Here is a 17893-nt window from a genome sequence, read left to right as displayed (position 1 = left end):
ATGAAACTGTCACTCTTTATCCATATGGAACGCATCTCGCCCGATGAGCCGCAGGACAAGCTCTACCATGAAATGATGGAGCTGTGCGAGATGGCGGACAACGCCAATATGCACGCCATCTGGACCGGCGAGCATCACGGCATGAACTTCACCATTGCGCCGAACCCGTTAATCAACATCGCGGATCTGGCGAACCGGACCAAAAACGTGCGCCTCGGCACCGGCACGGTGATCGCGCCCTTCAACCATCCGCTGCGCCTGGCGGGCGAAGCGGCGATGACCGACATCATCACCGGCGGCCGTCTGGAGCTGGGTATCGCGCGCGGCGCCTACAGCTATGAATATGAGCGGATGATGCCGGGCCTGACCGCCTGGGATGCGGGACAGCGCATGCGCGAACTGGTGCCGGCGGTGAAAAAACTGTGGGAAGGGGATTACGCCCACGACGGCGAATTCTGGCAGTTCCCGCTTTCGACCTCGTCGCCGAAGCCGAAACAGCAGCCGCATCCGCCCATCTGGATCGCCGCGCGCGATCCCAACAGCCATGAGTTTGCCGTCACCCACGGCTGCAACGTGCAGGTTACGCCGCTGCATCAGGGCGACGAAGAGATTGTGCGCCTGGCAAACTGCTTCCACGAAACGCGCCAGCGCCTGGCGCCGGAAAAGCCGCTGAAAATCATGCTCCTGCAGCACGGCTACGTGGCGGAGAACGAAGCGGACGCGCAGCAGGCGGCGGAAGAGCTTAACCGCTTCTACAACTACTTCGGCGCCTGGTTCAAAAACGAGCGTCCGGTCACTCAGGGGCTGATCCAGCCGCTGAGCGAGGCCGAGATCGCCGCCAATACCTACTACTCCGCCGAAGCGATGCGTAAAAACCTGGCGATTGGCAGCGCCAATGAGGTGATTACGCGCCTTAAACACTATGAAGCGCTGGGCTATGACGAATTCGCGCTCTGGATCGACAGCGGCATGACCTTCGAACGCAAAAAAGCATCGCTGACGCGCTTTATTAACCAGGTGATGCCTGAATTTCATTAACGGGTGCAAAAATGGAATCGTTCAAACTCTTTATCAACGGTCAGTTTGAGTCCGGCGCCGCGACGTTCGACTCGCTGGATCCCGCCAGCGGCCAGCCGTGGGCGACCATCGCCGAAGCGCGCGCGGATGAGGTCAATCGCGCCGTCGCGGCGGCGCATCGCGCCTTCACCGCGCCGGAATGGCGTGACCTGACCGCCTCGGCGCGCGGCAAGCTGCTGATGCGGCTGGCGGATCTGGTGGAGCAGAACGCCGATGAGCTGGCGCGGCTGGAGACGCAGGACACCGGCAAAATCATCCGCGAAACCCGTGCGCAGATCGCCTACGTTGCTGAGTATTACCGCTACTACGCGGGGCTGGCCGACAAGATGGAAGGGCGCGTGCTCAGCATCGACAAGGCCGACACCGAAACCTGGACGCGGCGCGAGCCGGTTGGCGTGGTGGCGGCGATTATTCCCTGGAACAGCCAGCTGTTTCTCTCCGCCGTGAAGATCGGCCCGGCGCTGGCGGCGGGCTGCACGCTGGTGGTGAAAGCCGCCGAAAGCGCGCCGACGCCGCTGCTGGCCTTTGCGCGACTGATTGCCGAAGCGGGCTTTCCGCCCGGCGTCTGCAACGTCATCACCGGCTTTGGCGCAAGCTGCGGCACGGTGCTGACCACCCATCCCGACGTGGCGCATATCGCCTTTACCGGCGGACCAGAGACGGCGCGCCATATCGTGCGCAACAGCGCGGAAAACCTGAGCAAAACCACGCTGGAGCTGGGCGGCAAGTCGCCGTTTATCGTCTTCGAGGACGCCGATCTGGAGAGCGCGGCCAACGCCCAGGTGGCGGCGATCTTCGCCGCTTCCGGCCAGAGCTGCGTGGCTGGCTCGCGCCTGCTGGTGGCGGAAAGCGTGAAAGATCGCTTTCTGGCGACGCTGGTGGAACGCGTGGAGCGCATCGTTATCGGCGCGCCGCAGGAGATGGCGACGCAGTTTGGTCCGCTCTGCACCGCGCAGCAGAAAAGCCGCATCGAGCAGCTGGTCGCGCAGTCGCTGGACCAGGGCGCGCGCCTGCTGACCGGCCACTACCCGGTCGACCGACCCGGCTTCTACTATCCGCCGACCATTCTCGACTGCTCCGAGACGCCGCGCGCGGCGAGCGTGGTGAACGAGCTGTTTGGCCCGGTGCTCTCCGTGGTCAGCTTTCGCGACGAAGCGGACGCCATCCGCCTCGCCAACGACAGCGCCTACGGCCTGGCCGCCGGGGTCTTCACCCAGAACCTGGCGCGCGCCCATCGCGTGACGAAGGCGCTGCGCAGCGGCGTGGTCTGGATCAACACCTACCGTATGGTGTCGCCGCTGGCGCCGTTTGGCGGCTACGGCCTCTCTGGCCACGGCCGCGAAGGGGGCATGGAGGCGGCGCTGGAGTTCACCACCACCAAGACGGTGTGGCTGCGCACCAGCGACGAGCCGATCGGCGATCCCTTCGTGATGCGCTAATCCCTTTTTCACACCAGGAAAAGAGGTCTCAGACGGCCTTACCCGCAGGCGCGCGCCGCACGGATGTCGGCGTCGCGCCTGCTGTAACGGATTAACCCAAAAGCCCGTTTGTTGTCGGGGCCATGACGGCCTCCGGCCAGGCTTTGCCGCAGTTCAGCTGACCAACCCTACAAATCACAAAATAAAAGTCCCCAGTGCGGAGGATAAAAAATGTCTCAAAACAACGTGATAGAAAATAAATCGGTAGACTATGTGCCGGAAAACGAGCGGCACGGCAAGGCGCGCAGCCTGTTTACCCTGTGGTTCTGCACCAACATCGCGCCGCTGGCGGTAGTGACGGGCGCGATCTCCACCCAGACGTATCATCTCAATATCCTCTCGGCGATGACGGCGATTATCGCCGGGCATCTGTTTGGCGGGCTGTTTCTAGCGCTCACCTCGGCGCAGGGGCCGCGCGTCGGCATCCCGCAGATGGTGCAGAGCCGCGCGCAGTTTGGCCGCTACGGCTCGCTGCTGGTGATCTGCTTCACCACGGCAATCTATCTCGGCTTTTTTATCTCCAACGTGACGCTGTCCGGCAAGGTGATTAATAACGTCATTCCGGCGCTGCCGATCCACAGCGCCACCATTCTTGGCGCTATCGCGGCGACGCTGATCGGCATCGTCGGCTACCGCTTTATTCACCACATTAACAAGGTCGGCGCCTGGGTGATGGGCATTGCGCTGGTGGTGGGCATGATAGTGATGCTGGGCAGCCCGCTGCCGGTTGATTTCTGGCAGCGCGGCAGCTTTACCCTTAACGGCTGGTTCGCCACCTTCTGCATCTGCGCGGTGTGGCAGATTAGCTTTTCGCCCTATACCTCCGACTATTCACGCTATCTGCCCGCCAATATCGGCGTCTTTAAGCCCTTTATCTGCACCTGGCTCGGCGCCTGCTGCGGCACCATCCTCGCGTTTCTGTTTGGCGTGGTGGCGGTGAATCTGGTGGGCGGCGAGGGCGATGCGATGGCGGCGGTGCGTCAGGCGACCGGCTGGCTCGGCCCGATCCTGATGGTGCTGTTCCTGCTGAATATCATCTGTCACAACTCGATGAATCTCTATGGTTCGGTGCTGTCGCTGATCACCGCCGTGCAGACGTTTCGTCCGGCATGGCTGCCGGCAGCGCGGGTGCGGGTGATCTTTTCGGCGCTGGTGCTGGTGGGCGGCGTGCTGGTGTCGCTGGCGGCCTCAGCCAACTTCGTCTCCTTCTTCCTCAACCTGATCTGGGCGCTGATCGGCGTGCTGATCCCCTGGAGCGTGATTAACCTGCTCGACTTCTACGTGGTGAAGCAGCAGCGCTATGACATCCCCTCAATCTTCCGCGCCGACGGCGGTCGCTATGGGCTGGTGAACGCCAACGCGCTGCTGATCTACTTCGGTGGTGTGGTGGTGCAGATCCCCTTCGTCGAGAACGCCTTTTTCACCGGACCCTACGCGCATCTGATCCCGGGCGCCGATATCTCCTGGGTCATCAGTCTGGTGGTGACCAGCAGCGCCTACCTGCTGTTTCATAAAAAAGGCGCGCAATTAGCCGCACCGCAGCAGCAGCGCGCGCAGTAGTTCGGCTTGCTGGCGACCAAAGTGTGAGCTAGATCTTAAACCCTGTGATTTATTCCTGACAGGGAGAGGTTTTATGCTCAAAGCACCTTTAGCGCTACTGATGATGATGACGGTTTCCGCCACGGCGGCGGAAACCGCTCCTCCGCACGTTCAACCTTTGCAGATCGGCAATCTGACCATCCAGCAGGGCAAACCGGCAATTATCGTCTCAACCACCGGCGCGGATCGCGAGAGTGCGCTGCAGCTGGCGCGCCAGGCGGCGCAAAACGCGGCGGTGCAGGTGGTGGAGCTGCGCGTCGACAAGCTCGATTTCGCTACCGATGTCGATCGGGTGGCGCAGCTGGGACGCGAGATGCGCCGCGAACTCGCGGGCAAACCGCTGCTGCTGACCCTGCGCACCAAAGCCGAGGGCGGCAGTCTGTCGCCCGACGATGGCCGCTATATCGCGCTTTATCAGCAGTGGCTGGCGGCGGGCTTCGCCGATCTGATCGATATCGAAATGCGCATCGGCGCGCAGCCGGTTAAGCAGCTGGTCAAAGAGGCACATCAGCACCATGTGGCGGTGATCCTCTCTTATCACGATTTTCAGCAGACGCCGGAGAACGCCGAGATGCTGCGGCGACTGGCGTGGCAGGAGGCGCACGGCGCGGACATTCTGAAAATCGCGGTGATGCCAAAGACGCCGCAGGACGTCAGCCGCCTGACCGAGGTCACCTGGCAGATGCGCCAGCGCAGCGAGAAGCCGCTGCTGACCATGGCGATGGGCGGCCTGGGGGCGGTGACGCGTATGTCGGGCGAGATCTTCGGCAGCAACCTGACCTTCGGCACGCTGGGCGACGCCTCCGCGCCGGGCCAGCTTGAGGTGCAGGCGCTGGACCAGGCGCTGAGCACGCTGCATAAGGCGAATGCTTCTTAAGATAAGAGCAGTTTCAAGCAAAAATTCGACGTCAGCGGACAGGATTGATATCTAAAAAAGCGCTTGAAGTGTCCCCAGCCTGGGGGTATTTTGTACCCAGGTTGGGGACAGGAGATGTCATGGACGCGACTTTTATCGAACTTGCCAGCTTTCAGAAATATCGTGCTGAGTATCTTACAGACGATCGATTTCGGCAGTTTCAAAATATGTTACTAATGGATCCTGAGAAGGGCGACCTCATTCCTGATACCGGCGGGTTACGCAAGGTTCGCTTCAGGGACGAACGCAGAAACAAAGGCACCCGAGGCGGCATCAGGGTGATCTATTACTGGGCGGCCGGAATGCGCCAGTTCATTCTGTTTACGCTCTATGACAAAGACCAGAATGATGATTTAACCAAACAACAGCGCGACGCTCTTGCTGAGGCGTTGAATGCGATTAAAAAAGGGCTGAGAAATGGCTGAACGCGATATCTTTAATGAACTGATGGCGGGTATGCAGGAGTTAAAAGATCATCAGGAAGGGAAAATAACGCTGAAATCGTACAAGGTTGAAAAACGCGCGCCTGTCACGATTGCGCCAGAAGAGTTGCGTAGCGTGCGTGAAAAACTCAATCTTTCTCAGGCCGTATTTGCTCATTATCTCCATACAGGCGAGACCACCTATCAGAACTGGGAACAGGGGCGCGCAAAGCCTAATACCCAGGCCGTGTTGCTGATTCGCATGGTGCAACAAAATCCAGACACGCTTAACGTGCTGGCACATCTTTAAACAGAACGCCTGCCATAGACTATTCCGCTAAAAACGCTCGGTATTGCTGAGCACCGTTACATCTGTCACGGTGCTCTACAGTCAGAACATCTTTCAGCGTTGATAAAAACGGTCGCAAAACCCCTTACTGGCGCCCAGCCGCGTGGAGAGGCGATACGCCGATTCCTGCATCGCCTCGGCCACGTCGCGGCTGGTGCGGTCCGGCGTCAGACGCGAGACGGGCCCGGTAATGGCCAGCGCGGCCGCCAGCGTATCCCCTTCGCCGAACACCGGCAGTGAGAACGCGGCGATATGCGGGTCGCGGATGCCAGACGTGTAAAGCGGCAGCGCGGGTGGCTGCGTAAACAGCGGCTCCTGTAAGCCCCAGTAGCGCAGCACCTGACCAATGGCGGAGTTATCGAGCGGCAGCGAGCTGCCCGCCAGACGGGTCTCCCGCAGGCCTTCCGACGACTCGGCGCGAAACAAGCAGAGCCGCTCTCCCTCTTCGATCACATACCAGGAGGCGCTTTCTCCTGTCGACGCCGCCAGCGCGTGCAGCGCCGGCTGCACGATATGCGCCAGATGAAAAGATTGCTCATAGAGTTTGCCGAGATAGAGCAGGCGCGGCCCCAGCGAGTAACTGCCGTTTTCCCGGCGGATCACATAGTGCATGCGTTCCAGCGAATTCATCAGACGATAAACCGTGGTCTTATGCTGACCGGACGCCTGTGCCAGCGCGGTGAGCGTTAACGATTCTTCACCCGGTTTAAAGCAGTCCAGCAGCGCCAGCGCTTTTTCTACGGCAACTACGCCTTCGTTTCCCATCCTGATCCTCCTGATTTTGGCGCTACGGATTGTAACCTGCAATTTGTGATTTACATCGTGTTTACATCACAAAGGGCGCGCTAAGGGTAGCCATGCCGACAGCGGGCTGGCTATAGTTGTTGTATATAGTACAACTGTGTTTTACAAAGTAAAACAACCGGAGCGAGAGTCATGACAGAAAACAGTGTTTCCATGTTGCAGCGCGCCATTACACGCGTTGATGCCGAGCAGGTTAAGCGCGCCGCGGAGTTTCAGGCGGCGATCCTGGCGGATGTGGCAGGCCGTCGCGGCACGCTGCACGGACGGGTTAAGCCGCTCGCCGCCAGTATGAAGGTCGCCGGACCGGCAATTACCGTCGAGGTGCGTCCTGGCGATAACCTGGCCATCCATGCGGCGCTGGCGATTGCCCAGCCGGGTGATGTCATCGTCGTCGACGGTAAAGGCGATCTCAGCTGCGCCCTGATCGGCGAAATCATGTCGACCCAGGCGCACGCCGCCGGCATCGCCGGCATCATTATCGATGGTGCGGTGCGCGATTCCGATGCGCTGGCGCAGGGCGATTTTCCCGTCTTTGCCGCTGGCCTGAACCCGTGCGGCCCGACGAAATCGATCGCCGGGCGCGTCAACCATCCGGTATCGGTGGCGGGCGCGGCGATCCAGCCGGGCGATCTCATCATCGGCGACGCGGACGGCGTAGTGGTACTGCCGCGTGAAGAGGTCGCCGCGCTGCTGGTGCTGGCGCAGCAAAAGCTGGATGGCGAGAACCGCCGTCTGCAGGCGATTCGTCAGGGCGATATTCGCGCGCCCTGGCTGGAGGCGGCGCTGCGCGCGGCGGGCATGCTGGAAAATGGGGAGACGCTGTAATGAACGACAGGCAGAGCATCATTATTACCGGCAGCGATTTGGCGCAGGAGGCGTGCGATCTGCTGCAGGGTTACCAGCTGATTTACGCCGGGCGCCAGCCGGACGAAGCGCATCTGATCGCCCTGTGCCAGCAGCATAATCCGCTGGCTATTATCGTGCGCTACGGCAAAATCACGGCGCGCATCATGGATGCCGCGCCCGCGCTGCGCGTTATCGCCAAGCACGGCAGCGGCATTGATGTTATCGATCAGCACGCCGCCGCGCAGCGCGATATCCAGGTGCTGGCCGCGGTCGGCGCCAACGCCGCCGCCGTCGCGGAGCACACCTGGGCGCTGATCCTCGCCTGTGCCAAATCGGTGGTGACGCTGGATGGCCGAATGCGCGCTGGCTACTGGGACAAAGCGCAGCATAAATCGATCGAGCTGGAGGGGCGCACGCTGGGGCTGATTGGGCTAGGCGCTATCGGCAGCCGCGTGGCAAAAGCGGGCGCGGCATTCGGCATGCAGGTTATCGCTTACGATCCCTGGGCGAAGCAGCTGCCGGAAGGGTGCGAAGCGGTCGAGCTGGAGGCGCTGCTTCGTCGGGCCGACGTGGTGTCGCTCCACTGTCCGCTCACCGAGCAGAATCGCGCCATGATCAATTCAGCCACGCTGGCGCAGTTCAAACCTGGCGCGATGCTGATCAACACCGCGCGCGGCGGCCTGATTGAGGAAGAGGCGCTGGCAAACGCGCTGCAGGACGGCACGCTGCGCTGCGCCGCGCTCGACAGCTTTGCGCAAGAGCCATTGACCGCGCCGCACCGCTGGCAGCAGCTGGACAATGTGATCCTGTCGCCGCATATCGGCGGCGTGAGCGATACCTCCTACGTGAAGATGGGCTGCGGCGCGGCGCGCAACGTGCTGAGCGTGCTGCAGCCCGGGCGGATCGCGGCGACATTGCCGTAAGCGCGGAGCATAAAAAAGGCGCCTCAGGCGCCTTTTTTATTGCCCTTACTAACTCAGCGCGGCTGCGCTTCCACCTCAACCCGCAGCTGCGACTTTCGCCCCATCATCAGCACCGCGATACCGCCCGCAGCGCACAGCAGCGCCAGCGGCACCATTGCTAATGTATGGCTGCCGGTGGCCTGGTTGATCATGCCGTAGACGTTCACCATCAGGCCGCCGCCGATCAGGTTGGCGACGGCGCCGATAGCGGCAAGGCCCGCAGCGGCGGTTGACGAGGAGAGCCAGCCCGACGCCAGCGCCCAGAAGGGCCCTTTCATCGAATAGGCGCCAATCAGCACCAGCGACAGGATCACTACGCTGCCGGTCAGCGACTGGCTGATAAAGGCGGAAAGCAGGCCGCCGGCGATCAGAAACAGCGTCAGCGCGGTGTGCCAGCGGCGTTCGCCGGTGCGGTCGGAGCTGCGTCCCCAGACAATCATCAGCACCGACGCCAGCCCGTAAGGGATCGCGTTCGCCAGGCCGGTGGTGAAGTTATCCAGCCCAAACGACTTCAGCAGCTGCGGCGACCAGACGCTGAGCGTCGATCCCGCTGCGGAAGCGCCCGCGTAGATCAGCGCCATCACCCAGATATGCTTATGGCGCAGCAGCTGCCACAGCGAGATATGGCCAATGGCTTTGCGCTGGGCATTTTCCGCCGCCAGGGTAGAAGAGAGCCAGCTGCGCTGCTCCGCGCTAAGCCAGCTGGCGCTGTCGGGACGGTTGCTCAGCACAAAAAAGGCGGCGATGCCCAGCAGCACAGCGGGAATGCCTTCCAGAATAAACAGCCAGTGCCAGCCGCGCATGCCGTACCAGCCGTCCAGCGAGAGGATGGCGCCGGAAATCGGCGAGCCGATAAAGTTAGCGGCCGGGATTGCCACCATAAAGGTCGCAATCACGCGCGCGCGATATTTTGCCGGGATCCAGTAGGTGAGATAGAGGATCACGCCGGGAAAGAAGCCCGCCTCTGCCGCGCCTAGCAGGAAGCGCAGCAGATAAAGCATTTCGCTGCTTTCGACAAAGGCGGTGCAGACCGAAACCACGCCCCAGCTCACCATAATGCGCGAGATCCAGATTTTGGCGCCGATCTTTTGCATCGCCAGATTGCTTGGCACTTCAAACAGAAAATAACCGACGAAAAACAGGCTGCTCGCCAGCCCGAATACCGCTTTCGATAGCCCAAGATCCTCATTCATTTGCAGCGATGCCATGCCGATATTGCCCCGGTCGATGATCGCGATCAGATAACAGAGGATCAAAAAGGGCAGGATGCGCCAGACGACGCGCCTGACGGTTTGCTTTTCCAGCTCTGAGGGCGCGGTTGTAGCGTGCATCTTTTCAGACATGATCTACCTCGTAACGGAAGTCGTCTCCGGCAAAGCGCAACCTTGCGGGAGGAGGTTGTTTTACTGTGTAAAACTCTTATGTACAGAGTACAACTAATTATCTCTGCCTGTTTTTTTTAGGGCAGCGTAATGTTGCAAGGTTGAGTGAGATGTCACAAAAAGATGGCGCGATAATAGCGGTTATGTGATGGCATTAAAATTCTGTGATTAAGCGCGCGTGGGGAAAGAGAGCGGGAATTCTCCCCGGCGAGGCGCCGGGGAGCGGGTTCAGAAGCTGTAGTTAACACTGACCGACATATTGCGCGGCTCGCCATAGACGGCGGAGCTGTCGAGGTAGGAGTAGTATTCGCGGTCGAACAGGTTATGAATATTCGCCTGCACCGCCAGCTGCTTTGTCACCTGGTAGCGGGCAAACAGGTCCACTAGCGGGTAGCTGCCCTGATAGAGACGCTGTGTCTCGCCGCTCGGGCCGGTAACATCCTGATAGACGCGGTTCTGCCAGTTCACCCCGCCGCCCAGCGTTAAATCGGGCAGCATGGGCAGGCGATAGCGGCTAAAGAGCTTGAGCTGCGTCTGCGGCGCAAAGCTGTTGTAACGGCCGCTGCTGTCACGCGCCACGTAGCGCGTGGCGCTGAAGGTAAGCTGCAGATTGTCGGTTACCGCGCCGTTGACCTCCAGCTCCGCGCCTTTGCTCACCGCGCCCTGCGTCGCGCGGTAGGCCTGTTCGCTTGAGCCGTTAACAAAGACGCCGTCAACCGCCTCGGCGGCGTTCTGCTGTTCGATGCGGAAAACCGCGAGGTTGCTGGTCAGACGGCCATTCATCCAGTCCGCCTTGAGGCCAGTTTCATAGTTTTTGCCGGTAACGGGCGACAGCCAGGCGCCATCGGCGCTGCGTTTGGTCTGCGGCGAGAAGATCGAGGTGTAGCTGGCGTAGGCGGAGAGGCTTTCGCTCAGGTCATACACCAGGCCGCCGTAAGGGGTGATGTTGTTTTTGCGCATGTCGCCGCTGCTGCCGTCGGTGCTGTACTGCGTATAGCGCGCGCCGACGATCAGCGACAGCGGATCGGCCAGCGAGAAGCGCGCGGCGGTGTAGGCGGATTTCTGCCGCACGATATCGTCGCTGTTGAGATACCAGTCTCCCCATGCCGGCTCGGCGAGGGAACCGTCCCAGCTATTGCTGAACACGCCAAGCTGTTCGCTGTCGATCGGGCCGTCGGCGCTCCAGGTGGCGTTGTGCTGGCGGCTGTAGCTCAGGCCCGCCATCAGCTGATGCTGGCGGCCCAGCAGCTCAAACGGACCGCTGGCGTAGGCGTCCCAGGAGTCCAGCGTGCGCTTGCCGCGATCCTCGCTGCCGAAGCCGCTGGCGCCGAGGCCGGTCTCCTCGTCCGGGTAATCCATAATGTAGAGCAGCTTGTCGTTCAGCGTCTGCTCGCCGTGGGTGCCGTTTAGCTGAAAGGTCCAGCCGTTGTCCCAGTTATGGGTCACGCCGGCAAACACCTTGCGCGATTCCACCGCATAGTTTGTCCAGTCGGCTGAGGTGTTGGTGCTGCGATCGTAGCGGGTGCGCGATCCGTTGCTGAACAGGCTCGGCAAGCCGCCCCAGGTAGGGTTGCCGGTGTGTTGCTGCTGATAATCCCAGCCGAGCGAAACCGTGGTGTGGTCGCTCAGGTCGGCATCCACCACGCCATAGAGGAATTTTTTAGTCTTCTGATAGCGGTCGAGCCAGCTCTCCTGATTCTGGTAGCCAGCAATAACGCGGCCGCGCACGCTGCCGCTGGCGTTAAGCGGACTCGAGATATCCGCCACGTAGCGCTGCGCGTTCCAGCTGCCGTAGCTGGCGCTGAGGTTGCCGGTGAAAGTTTTGCTGTCAGCATGCTTGCGCACCATATTGACCGTTGCGCCAGGATCGCCCGCGCCGGTCATCAATCCGTTGGCGCCGCGCACGATCTCAATACGATCGTAAATCGCCGTATCCTCTGCGGCGTCGCCATAGTTCCAGGTGTCGCCCGTGGTGGTAGGGATATTGTCATAGGAGAAGTCGGTGATCTGAAAGCCGCGCGAGTAGTAATAGCTGCGCTCGCTGTCATCCTGCTGCGATGAGACGCCGGTGGCGTTAGTCAGCACATCATCTACCGTCTGGAGATTCTGATCGTCCATCCGCTGGCGGGTGACCACGGTAACCGACTGCGGCACATCGCGCGGCGTCAGCAGCATTTTGGTGCCGGCGCGCGTGGTGGTGACCTGATAATCCTCGCTGTTCTCCGGCCCGTCCGTCGCGCTGCCGTCAACCACCAGCTGTTGGGGCGAGGCGTTGTTCTCTGCCGCCCAGGCGCCGTGCGCGCCGGCGTGAATCGCCAGCGCCAGTAAAGAGAGCGTAAAAGTGGTTAACGATCGTGATGCGCGCGCTGCCGCGCCTGTTTCCCTGCCACTGAAAGACATAATTTTTTCCATCAGGAAGTATTGTTATAGCGTCGTTGCTGCTGGCTGACGCGCGGCAAATGCGAGCGCAGCGGCGGGTAAACCCACAGAGCAGGACGTGAATGAGAATGTTAATGATAATTATTTGCTTTATTTCGTCGCGCATAAGTTGCATTTTAATTGTAATGAAATGTAAATATGATATTTATCAATTACTTGTATTTGTTCAGGGCAGAGTGAGCAAAGAGAACCGCTCGCAAAACAGGCGGCTTCAGGCGCGCAAACTGTGTCAGGCGCTGCGGCTGCATCACTCCTGATCCGACGTAGAGGGCACACGCCTGTACGCCTTGCATGTTAATGAGTATGATTCTCATTATTTTTAAAATCCCGCTGCGGCAGCGCCTGACGGGAAACGCCTACTCATAGATGGAGTCCTGCATGAAATCGTTGTTCAGCCCGCGCGCCGGCGCGCTTACGCTTGCTATCCTTGCCGCATTGTCCCTGTCGGCCTGCCAGACGCCGACGCACAACGTGGCGCCCGCTGCGGCTGCGACGGCTAAACCCGCCGACGCTAATCTGACGCAGCGCGAGCTGGGCGAGGGGCTTTACGAGATGGCGTACGCGCCCGCGGCCAACGCCTTATTCGTCGCCAGCGCCCAGGGCTTTAATGGGGTGAATGGCGGCGTGATCTATCGTCTCGATCCGACCACGCTGGCGACGAAAGGCGTCACCCATACCGATCTGAAAAACTTCGGCATGGCGGCAGACAGCAGCGGAGAGCATTTCTACGCCACCAACACCCTTGACGGCGGCGTCTCGAAAGTGGATGTACAGAGCGGCAAGGTGCTGCAGCGGTTGATGTTTGCAGGCAAGGATAAAGAGGGCGATCCGGTCGGCGCGCGCGAGGTGCTGTTCCACAACGACGAACTCTTTGTCGGCGGCGTGGCCGATCCGGGCTTTATCTCGGTGGTGAACGCCAAAAACATGACGCTGAAAAAGCGCATCCCCAACGCAGGGAAATGGGTCACCGGCATCATATATTCGTCGCTGACCGACCGCGTCTATGCCGCCAACGGCGGCGGTGAAATTCTGGTGATCAATCCCCATACCCATCGCATTGAAAAACGTCTCTCTCCTGGCGACGGCAAAGCGTATCTGTTCCTGAACCTGGCGGAAGATCCCGCCACCGGCCGCCTGTTCGTTACCGACGACTCGAAAGCCAAAGTCACGCTGGTGTTTGACGAGCGCTCCGGCAAGGTGATTAAGCGACTCGACGGCGATGCGCTGGGCATTAAGTTCAACCCGGCGCGCAATGAGATCTATATCAGCCAGCGCGAGTCGAAAAAGGTGCTGCAGCTCGACGCTGCCAGCTATGCGGTGAAGCAGAGCTGGACCTTCGACAGCCATCCCAACAGCCTGCTGGTTTCCCCGGACGGCCGCGTGCTCTACGTCACGCTGAAGCAGGACTTCAACAAGGATAACTCCACCAAAGGGCCGGATAGCGTGGCGCGCATTACGCTGCCGTAACGCGCCACTCTAGCGATAGAGCTTCAGGTTGCCGGTCAGGCGAGTAATCGCCTTTTTCGGTCCCGCCAGCCCCAGCGCCACCAGTTCAATAGCGGAACTGTTGGCGTCGCGCAGCCGCGCTTCATACTCTTCATAGCTTCTGCACGACTGCGCCAGCGCGCTGAACGGCAGCACCACCAGCGTATCGTCGGCGGCGCAGCGCTGGTGCAGCTCGCGCAAATGGGCGCCGCTGGTCAGCAGCACCGGCAGCGGGGCGGTAATGACGCCGGGAAAAATCAGGCGGTCCTGGCTACTCAGCGCCGGGCCGACCAGATTCTCCAGCGCACGTCCAAAGCTGACGCCGACGACGCTGGCGGCGTTCATCGCCAGCCCTGGCGGCAAATCCTGGTCGACGATCAGAGTGCAGCGGTGTTGTTCGCTATCGAAGCGCATAGGTTTCTCCTGAAAAGCAGTATGGGAAAGAGGGGAAAAGTATGCCCGCTGGCGGCGGAAAAGTGCTGTCGAATTAGGGCGCGAAACAGGCTAATCTGGGCAGAATCTTTCCTTTTCACCTGTTTACAAGGCAGAGGTTGTCATACATGTCGCTTAGCAAGGCAGAAGTCAAAATTCTCGCGCAGCTGCAGCAAGAGGGGCGCATCACCAACCAGCAGCTGGCGGACAAGGTAGGCATGTCCGCCTCGCCCTGCTGGCGGATGGTGCGCAAGCTAGAGAGCGATGAGGTGATCGAGGGCTATCGCGCGGTGCTCAACCGCAAAAAAATCGGTCTGAACGTTATGGTCTTCGTACGCGTGATTATCGACAGCCACAGCGAGGCGCAGGCGCGCAAGTTTGAGCAGGAGGTGATCGCGCTGCACAACGTGGTGGCCTGCTACAGCATCGGCGGCGACAGCGACTTTCTGCTGCAGGTGGTCGCCGCCGATCTCGACAGCTATGCCGATTTCGCCATGGGCGTGGTGCGTCGGCTGCCAGGCATAAAAGAGATGCAGAGCATGTTCGTGCTGAAGGAGATTAAGGGGCTAAGCGCCTGGCCGCTGGGCGCACTCACCGGCTAGCGGGTTCTCCTGACGAAACGCCCTGGCGGTTGCCGCATAGCGCCATGCTGCACCCGCGGCGGCGGCGCGGATTAGATGGCGGATTTACCGGGATAGCGTATGGTTAAGCTTTGGCAACACTGTTTACCCTTAACCACCAGGAGTGAAAGATGGATTACCCTATCGCCGGAGATCTGGACGAGCTGAACGATCTGCTCAGCAGCGGGCAGCATAAAGCAGTGGTGATCGGCTATGAGCTTTCCGCCGACGAGTTTTTTGGCATCGCCATGTACTGGGGCGATCGCGGCGCCAAAATCAAGCGCGTGGACGGCAGCTTTTTAGTGAAGCTGGGGAAAAATGCCATCCCGCCCAACGGCGAGATCTAAAGGCGCGGCTGAGGAAAACAGGCTGGCCCCGACGGCGGGACCAGCCCGAACCGCTACTGAATTTCCGGCCAGGCAACGGCGGGAATGCCGTTAAGCTGCGGTCTGGCGAACAGAAACCCCTGGAAATTGCTGATGCCGGCGGCTTCCAGCCACATCCACTCTTCCGGCTTCTCGACGCCCTCGGCGATCACGCTGATCTCCAGCGACGAACAGCACTTCAAAATGGCGTGAATAATCGCCTGCTTGGGCCCGCTCTTGTGCACGTCGGTAATCAGATTGCGGTCGATTTTGATTTTGTCCGGCTGAAAGCGCGACAGCAGCGACAGACCGGCGAAGCCCGCGCCGAAATCATCCAGCGCGATGCTGATGCCCGCCGCGCGCAGCTGCTTCACGGCGATGGTGAACTCGTCAAGGCGTGAGATCACTTCATTTTCCGTAACTTCCACCACCACCTGCTCCGGCACCAGCCCGTTTTCCCGGATCTGATCAAGCAGCAGCTGCACCGCGTTCGGCACCATCACCAGCGACATCGGCAGCAGGTTGACCGACAGCGTCTGGCCCTGAATATCCAGCTCTTTCGCCAGCGCGAACGCCACGCCCTTGGCTTTAATATCGGCGGCGTAGATGGCGTCGCCGGGGAACTGGGCAAAGTAGTCGCCAGGCGCGCTGCCGTCCGGCGTGCGGATCAGCGCCTCCAGCGAAACGATCTGCTGCATCAGCGGATCGATAATCGGCTGAAAAGCGAAACTGCAGTCAGCGGCGTCCGGCGGCGCGATCGCTTTTTCCAGCGCTTCTTCCACCACGAAATTCAGGGTTTCGGTCGACGGGATCTCAAAATAGTTAGCTTTTTCTCGCGCCTCGACAAAGGTGCGCAGGAACTGCAGGGCGCGGTCATCGTAGGTGAGCTGATATTTCGAGGTGCCTTTATCGAGCACCGCCTGCAGCACCGTCTCTTTGTCATACTTGCGCAGGTCAAAAAGCTCCATACCAACATTGCCGAAGCGGCGCGCCGGTGAGTAGTCATACATTAATTCGACTAAATTATGATGACGGCTATCCGCGCAGATGCGCGCGTAAATAGCGCACACCGCCTCGTCGGATCCTTCCAGCAGCTGGAAAAAATGGGTGCCGTCAAACAGCAAAATGCCGGTGACGTCGAAAGTTTCATTAATTTTATTGGCAGCTGTCGCTAAATTATCCAGCGTTTTTACAGGCACGTCGTCCGAAAGATGGCTGCGGTAAATGATGGTTGTCAGCATGGATAATTCCACTCATAGCTTTTGTGAGGCACACATTAACAGAGGTCGCGCTGGTATTGTCTAGCGCTTTTTTTTAGAAATAAAAAAATAGTGGTGCCGACCGGTTAATTTTAAATAGCGGACTGAAATGACCGCCGCTTCGCTTAATTCACTCTGCGCGGCGGTTTTACTTTTGGGCAATGCATAACGCTTAATAACGTATTGAAAGCGCGCTGCTTTTCTTCGCGGTAAAAAAACGTGCACGGCTCGCTTTTAGCTGATTATAAAGTTGCATATGAAATGCTTTTTATCTATAAAGGAAAGGGGTGGCGGTTTGTGCCAGAAATCCAGCTCTACTCTTAAGGCATAGCCGCTTCGCTTTAAATAACAGCCATCGGACAGGATGGCTGTTTTTTTTGCTATTCAGACGAGATGTTTATGAACAGCAAACCGGATCTAATCGAAAAAGCGTTATGCCTTGCCGCCGTACTGTTGCTGCTTATGACGCTGGCGGCCATTTATCTGCTTTAGGCGCGTTGCCAGTAGAGCGGCTCGCCATATACCTCAACGAAATAATCGATGACGGCGCGCACGCTCAGCGGCGGATGACGCGTGTTGGGATAGATCGCGGCGATTTGCTGCGGCGCAGGATTGATCCCCGCTTCATACTCCTCCAGTAACCGAACTAATTTTCCTGAACGCAGGTAGTCGCCTATCAGCCAGTCGGGAAACAGCACCACGCCCATACCGCCCAGCGCGGCGGTCAGCAGGCTTTCGGCATTATTTGACGAGAGCAGCGGCATCACCGGATAGTGCACCCACGGCTGGTCGCCGCGTCGAAACAGCCAGCGATTGGCGCCGGCGGAGCCGCGATAGACCAGGCAGCGATGATCGCCTAACGCCTCCGGGCAGGTAAGCGCGCCCGCGGCGGCGACATATTCTGGCGCGGCGGCGAGGTAGTAGCGCTGGCGGCCCAGCACGCGCGCGTGAAACGACGAGTCGGTTAGCGTGCCGATGCGAAAAATCAGGTCGGTGGCGGTGCGATGAGGATCGACATAGTCATCGGTCAGCGTCAGCTCAATTTCCAGCTGCGGATAGCGCGCCGCCAGGCCAGCCAGCCAGGGCGCGATATGGCGCTGGCCGAAAAAAACCGGCGCGTTAAGCCGCACCAGGCCGGAAGGTTGTAACGCGCGCGCCTGCAGCGCCAGCCGCGCGTCGCTGAACTGGCTGTCGATCGCCCGCGCGTAGTCGACAAACAGCCGACCCGCTTCCGTCGGGATCACCGCACGCGTGTTGCGATAAAACAGCTGCTGGCCCAGCGCATCTTCCAGCTGAAGAATGGTGCGCGACACTACAGAGGCGGAAACGCCTTCGCGCCGCGCCACCACCGAAAAGCTTTGCGCGTCGAAAACGCTGAGGAAAAAGCGCAGCGCGCGTAGATCGATTGAACCGGTGCTGTCCATTAATGCAAATCCTGCAAAGGTGTTTGCCACACTA

The 17893-nt window shown here is 60.0% G+C and carries 17 protein-coding genes; 11 read left to right on the top strand and 6 right to left on the bottom strand.

Going from position 1 to position 17893, the window contains the following annotated elements:
• The 6 genes from B2J69_RS19980 to B2J69_RS19955 all read left to right on the top strand — a co-directional run bounded on the left by B2J69_RS19980 (position 1) and on the right by B2J69_RS19955 (position 5802).
• Positions 1–1038: an LLM class flavin-dependent oxidoreductase gene (locus B2J69_RS19980; protein ID WP_081141612.1), complete on the top strand. Its 1038-nt coding sequence runs from the start codon at positions 1–3 to the stop codon at positions 1036–1038.
• Between the two features lie 11 nt (positions 1039–1049).
• Entirely contained in the window at positions 1050–2516 is a 1467-nt protein-coding gene (locus tag B2J69_RS19975; protein WP_081141609.1) for an aldehyde dehydrogenase, read from the top strand.
• A gap of 210 nt (positions 2517–2726) precedes the next feature.
• Positions 2727–4115: a purine-cytosine permease family protein gene (locus tag B2J69_RS19970; RefSeq protein ID WP_081141606.1), complete on the top strand. Its 1389-nt coding sequence runs from the start codon at positions 2727–2729 to the stop codon at positions 4113–4115.
• A gap of 73 nt (positions 4116–4188) precedes the next feature.
• On the top strand, positions 4189–5031 hold the full coding sequence (gene aroD / locus B2J69_RS19965) for a type I 3-dehydroquinate dehydratase (protein ID WP_081141603.1): 843 nt from the start codon (positions 4189–4191) through the stop codon (positions 5029–5031).
• A gap of 119 nt (positions 5032–5150) precedes the next feature.
• The gene (locus B2J69_RS19960; protein ID WP_081141600.1) at positions 5151–5495 is read left to right on the top strand and encodes a toxin; all 345 of its coding nucleotides are present in this window, start codon (positions 5151–5153) and stop codon (positions 5493–5495) included.
• A complete protein-coding gene (locus B2J69_RS19955) occupies positions 5488–5802 on the top strand; it encodes a helix-turn-helix domain-containing protein (RefSeq protein WP_081141597.1) in 315 nt (104 codons plus the stop codon). The genes B2J69_RS19960 and B2J69_RS19955 overlap by 8 nt, the downstream gene beginning before the upstream one ends.
• A 93-nt stretch (positions 5803–5895) precedes the next feature.
• On the opposite strand, the gene B2J69_RS19950 is transcribed toward B2J69_RS19955, so the two are convergent.
• Entirely contained in the window at positions 5896–6606 is a 711-nt protein-coding gene (locus B2J69_RS19950; protein WP_081141594.1) for an IclR family transcriptional regulator, read from the bottom strand.
• Between the two features lie 171 nt (positions 6607–6777).
• Between B2J69_RS19950 and B2J69_RS19945 the strand changes: the two genes are divergently transcribed.
• On the top strand, positions 6778–7470 hold the full coding sequence (locus B2J69_RS19945) for an RraA family protein (RefSeq protein WP_081141591.1): 693 nt from the start codon (positions 6778–6780) through the stop codon (positions 7468–7470).
• Positions 7470–8414, top strand: coding sequence for a hydroxyacid dehydrogenase (locus tag B2J69_RS19940; protein ID WP_081141588.1), 945 nt, complete (start codon positions 7470–7472; stop codon positions 8412–8414). Before B2J69_RS19945 ends, B2J69_RS19940 begins: the two co-directional genes overlap by 1 nt.
• Positions 8415–8467: 53 nt before the next feature.
• On the opposite strand, the gene B2J69_RS19935 is transcribed toward B2J69_RS19940, so the two are convergent.
• Entirely contained in the window at positions 8468–9796 is a 1329-nt protein-coding gene (locus tag B2J69_RS19935; protein ID WP_081141585.1) for an MFS transporter, read from the bottom strand.
• A gap of 267 nt (positions 9797–10063) precedes the next feature.
• The gene (gene fhuE, locus B2J69_RS19930; RefSeq protein ID WP_081142229.1) at positions 10064–12235 is read right to left on the bottom strand and encodes a ferric-rhodotorulic acid/ferric-coprogen receptor FhuE; all 2172 of its coding nucleotides are present in this window, start codon (positions 12233–12235) and stop codon (positions 10064–10066) included.
• Between the two features lie 417 nt (positions 12236–12652).
• On the opposite strand from fhuE, the gene B2J69_RS19925 reads away from it, so the two are divergent.
• Complete coding sequence (locus tag B2J69_RS19925; RefSeq protein ID WP_081141582.1) at positions 12653–13741, top strand: YncE family protein; 1089 nt, start codon at positions 12653–12655, stop codon at positions 13739–13741.
• Positions 13742–13750: 9 nt separating this feature from the next.
• Here B2J69_RS19925 and B2J69_RS19920 read toward each other — a convergent pair whose 3' ends face one another.
• Complete coding sequence (locus tag B2J69_RS19920; protein ID WP_081141579.1) at positions 13751–14173, bottom strand: DUF2000 domain-containing protein; 423 nt, start codon at positions 14171–14173, stop codon at positions 13751–13753.
• Between the two features lie 146 nt (positions 14174–14319).
• On the opposite strand from B2J69_RS19920, the gene B2J69_RS19915 reads away from it, so the two are divergent.
• Positions 14320–14793 (top strand): Lrp/AsnC family transcriptional regulator, encoded by a 474-nt coding sequence (locus B2J69_RS19915; protein ID WP_081141576.1) that lies wholly within the window; start codon positions 14320–14322, stop codon positions 14791–14793.
• A gap of 149 nt (positions 14794–14942) precedes the next feature.
• Positions 14943–15158 carry a hypothetical protein gene (locus B2J69_RS19910; protein WP_081141573.1) on the top strand — a complete coding sequence of 72 codons (216 nt, stop codon included), beginning with the start codon at positions 14943–14945 and terminating at the stop codon, positions 15156–15158.
• Positions 15159–15211: 53 nt separating this feature from the next.
• Here B2J69_RS19910 and B2J69_RS19905 read toward each other — a convergent pair whose 3' ends face one another.
• Together B2J69_RS19905 and B2J69_RS19900 are read right to left on the bottom strand one after the other, a co-directional pair.
• Positions 15212–16417 (bottom strand): diguanylate phosphodiesterase, encoded by a 1206-nt coding sequence (locus B2J69_RS19905; protein ID WP_081141570.1) that lies wholly within the window; start codon positions 16415–16417, stop codon positions 15212–15214.
• 506 nt (positions 16418–16923) lie between these two features.
• The gene (locus B2J69_RS19900) at positions 16924–17859 is read right to left on the bottom strand and encodes a LysR family transcriptional regulator (RefSeq protein WP_081141567.1); all 936 of its coding nucleotides are present in this window, start codon (positions 17857–17859) and stop codon (positions 16924–16926) included.
• Positions 17860–17893: the final 34 nt, after the last annotated feature.

It is taken from the genome of Pantoea latae (assembly GCF_002077695.1).
In the GTDB taxonomy this organism is placed as follows: domain Bacteria; phylum Pseudomonadota; class Gammaproteobacteria; order Enterobacterales; family Enterobacteriaceae; genus Pantoea; species Pantoea latae.
This window is presented reverse-complemented; position numbering and strand designations above follow the sequence as displayed.

Bases quoted from the DNA above. Each gene is read 5' to 3' on its own strand.
- B2J69_RS19980 (WP_081141612.1), top strand. From the start codon at position 1: ATGAAACTGTCACTCTTTATCCATATGGAACGCATCTCGCCCGATGAG.
- B2J69_RS19975 (WP_081141609.1), top strand. From the start codon at position 1,050: ATGGAATCGTTCAAACTCTTTATCAACGGTCAGTTTGAGTCCGGCGCC.
- B2J69_RS19970 (WP_081141606.1), top strand. From the start codon at position 2,727: ATGTCTCAAAACAACGTGATAGAAAATAAATCGGTAGACTATGTGCCG.
- aroD (WP_081141603.1), top strand. From the start codon at position 4,189: ATGCTCAAAGCACCTTTAGCGCTACTGATGATGATGACGGTTTCCGCC.
- B2J69_RS19960 (WP_081141600.1), top strand. From the start codon at position 5,151: ATGGACGCGACTTTTATCGAACTTGCCAGCTTTCAGAAATATCGTGCT.
- B2J69_RS19955 (WP_081141597.1), top strand. From the start codon at position 5,488: ATGGCTGAACGCGATATCTTTAATGAACTGATGGCGGGTATGCAGGAG.
- B2J69_RS19950 (WP_081141594.1), bottom strand. From the start codon at position 6,606: ATGGGAAACGAAGGCGTAGTTGCCGTAGAAAAAGCGCTGGCGCTGCTG.
- B2J69_RS19945 (WP_081141591.1), top strand. From the start codon at position 6,778: ATGACAGAAAACAGTGTTTCCATGTTGCAGCGCGCCATTACACGCGTT.
- B2J69_RS19940 (WP_081141588.1), top strand. From the start codon at position 7,470: ATGAACGACAGGCAGAGCATCATTATTACCGGCAGCGATTTGGCGCAG.
- B2J69_RS19935 (WP_081141585.1), bottom strand. From the start codon at position 9,796: ATGTCTGAAAAGATGCACGCTACAACCGCGCCCTCAGAGCTGGAAAAG.
- fhuE (WP_081142229.1), bottom strand. From the start codon at position 12,235: ATGTCTTTCAGTGGCAGGGAAACAGGCGCGGCAGCGCGCGCATCACGA.
- B2J69_RS19925 (WP_081141582.1), top strand. From the start codon at position 12,653: ATGAAATCGTTGTTCAGCCCGCGCGCCGGCGCGCTTACGCTTGCTATC.
- B2J69_RS19920 (WP_081141579.1), bottom strand. From the start codon at position 14,173: ATGCGCTTCGATAGCGAACAACACCGCTGCACTCTGATCGTCGACCAG.
- B2J69_RS19915 (WP_081141576.1), top strand. From the start codon at position 14,320: ATGTCGCTTAGCAAGGCAGAAGTCAAAATTCTCGCGCAGCTGCAGCAA.
- B2J69_RS19910 (WP_081141573.1), top strand. From the start codon at position 14,943: ATGGATTACCCTATCGCCGGAGATCTGGACGAGCTGAACGATCTGCTC.
- B2J69_RS19905 (WP_081141570.1), bottom strand. From the start codon at position 16,417: ATGCTGACAACCATCATTTACCGCAGCCATCTTTCGGACGACGTGCCT.
- B2J69_RS19900 (WP_081141567.1), bottom strand. From the start codon at position 17,859: ATGGACAGCACCGGTTCAATCGATCTACGCGCGCTGCGCTTTTTCCTC.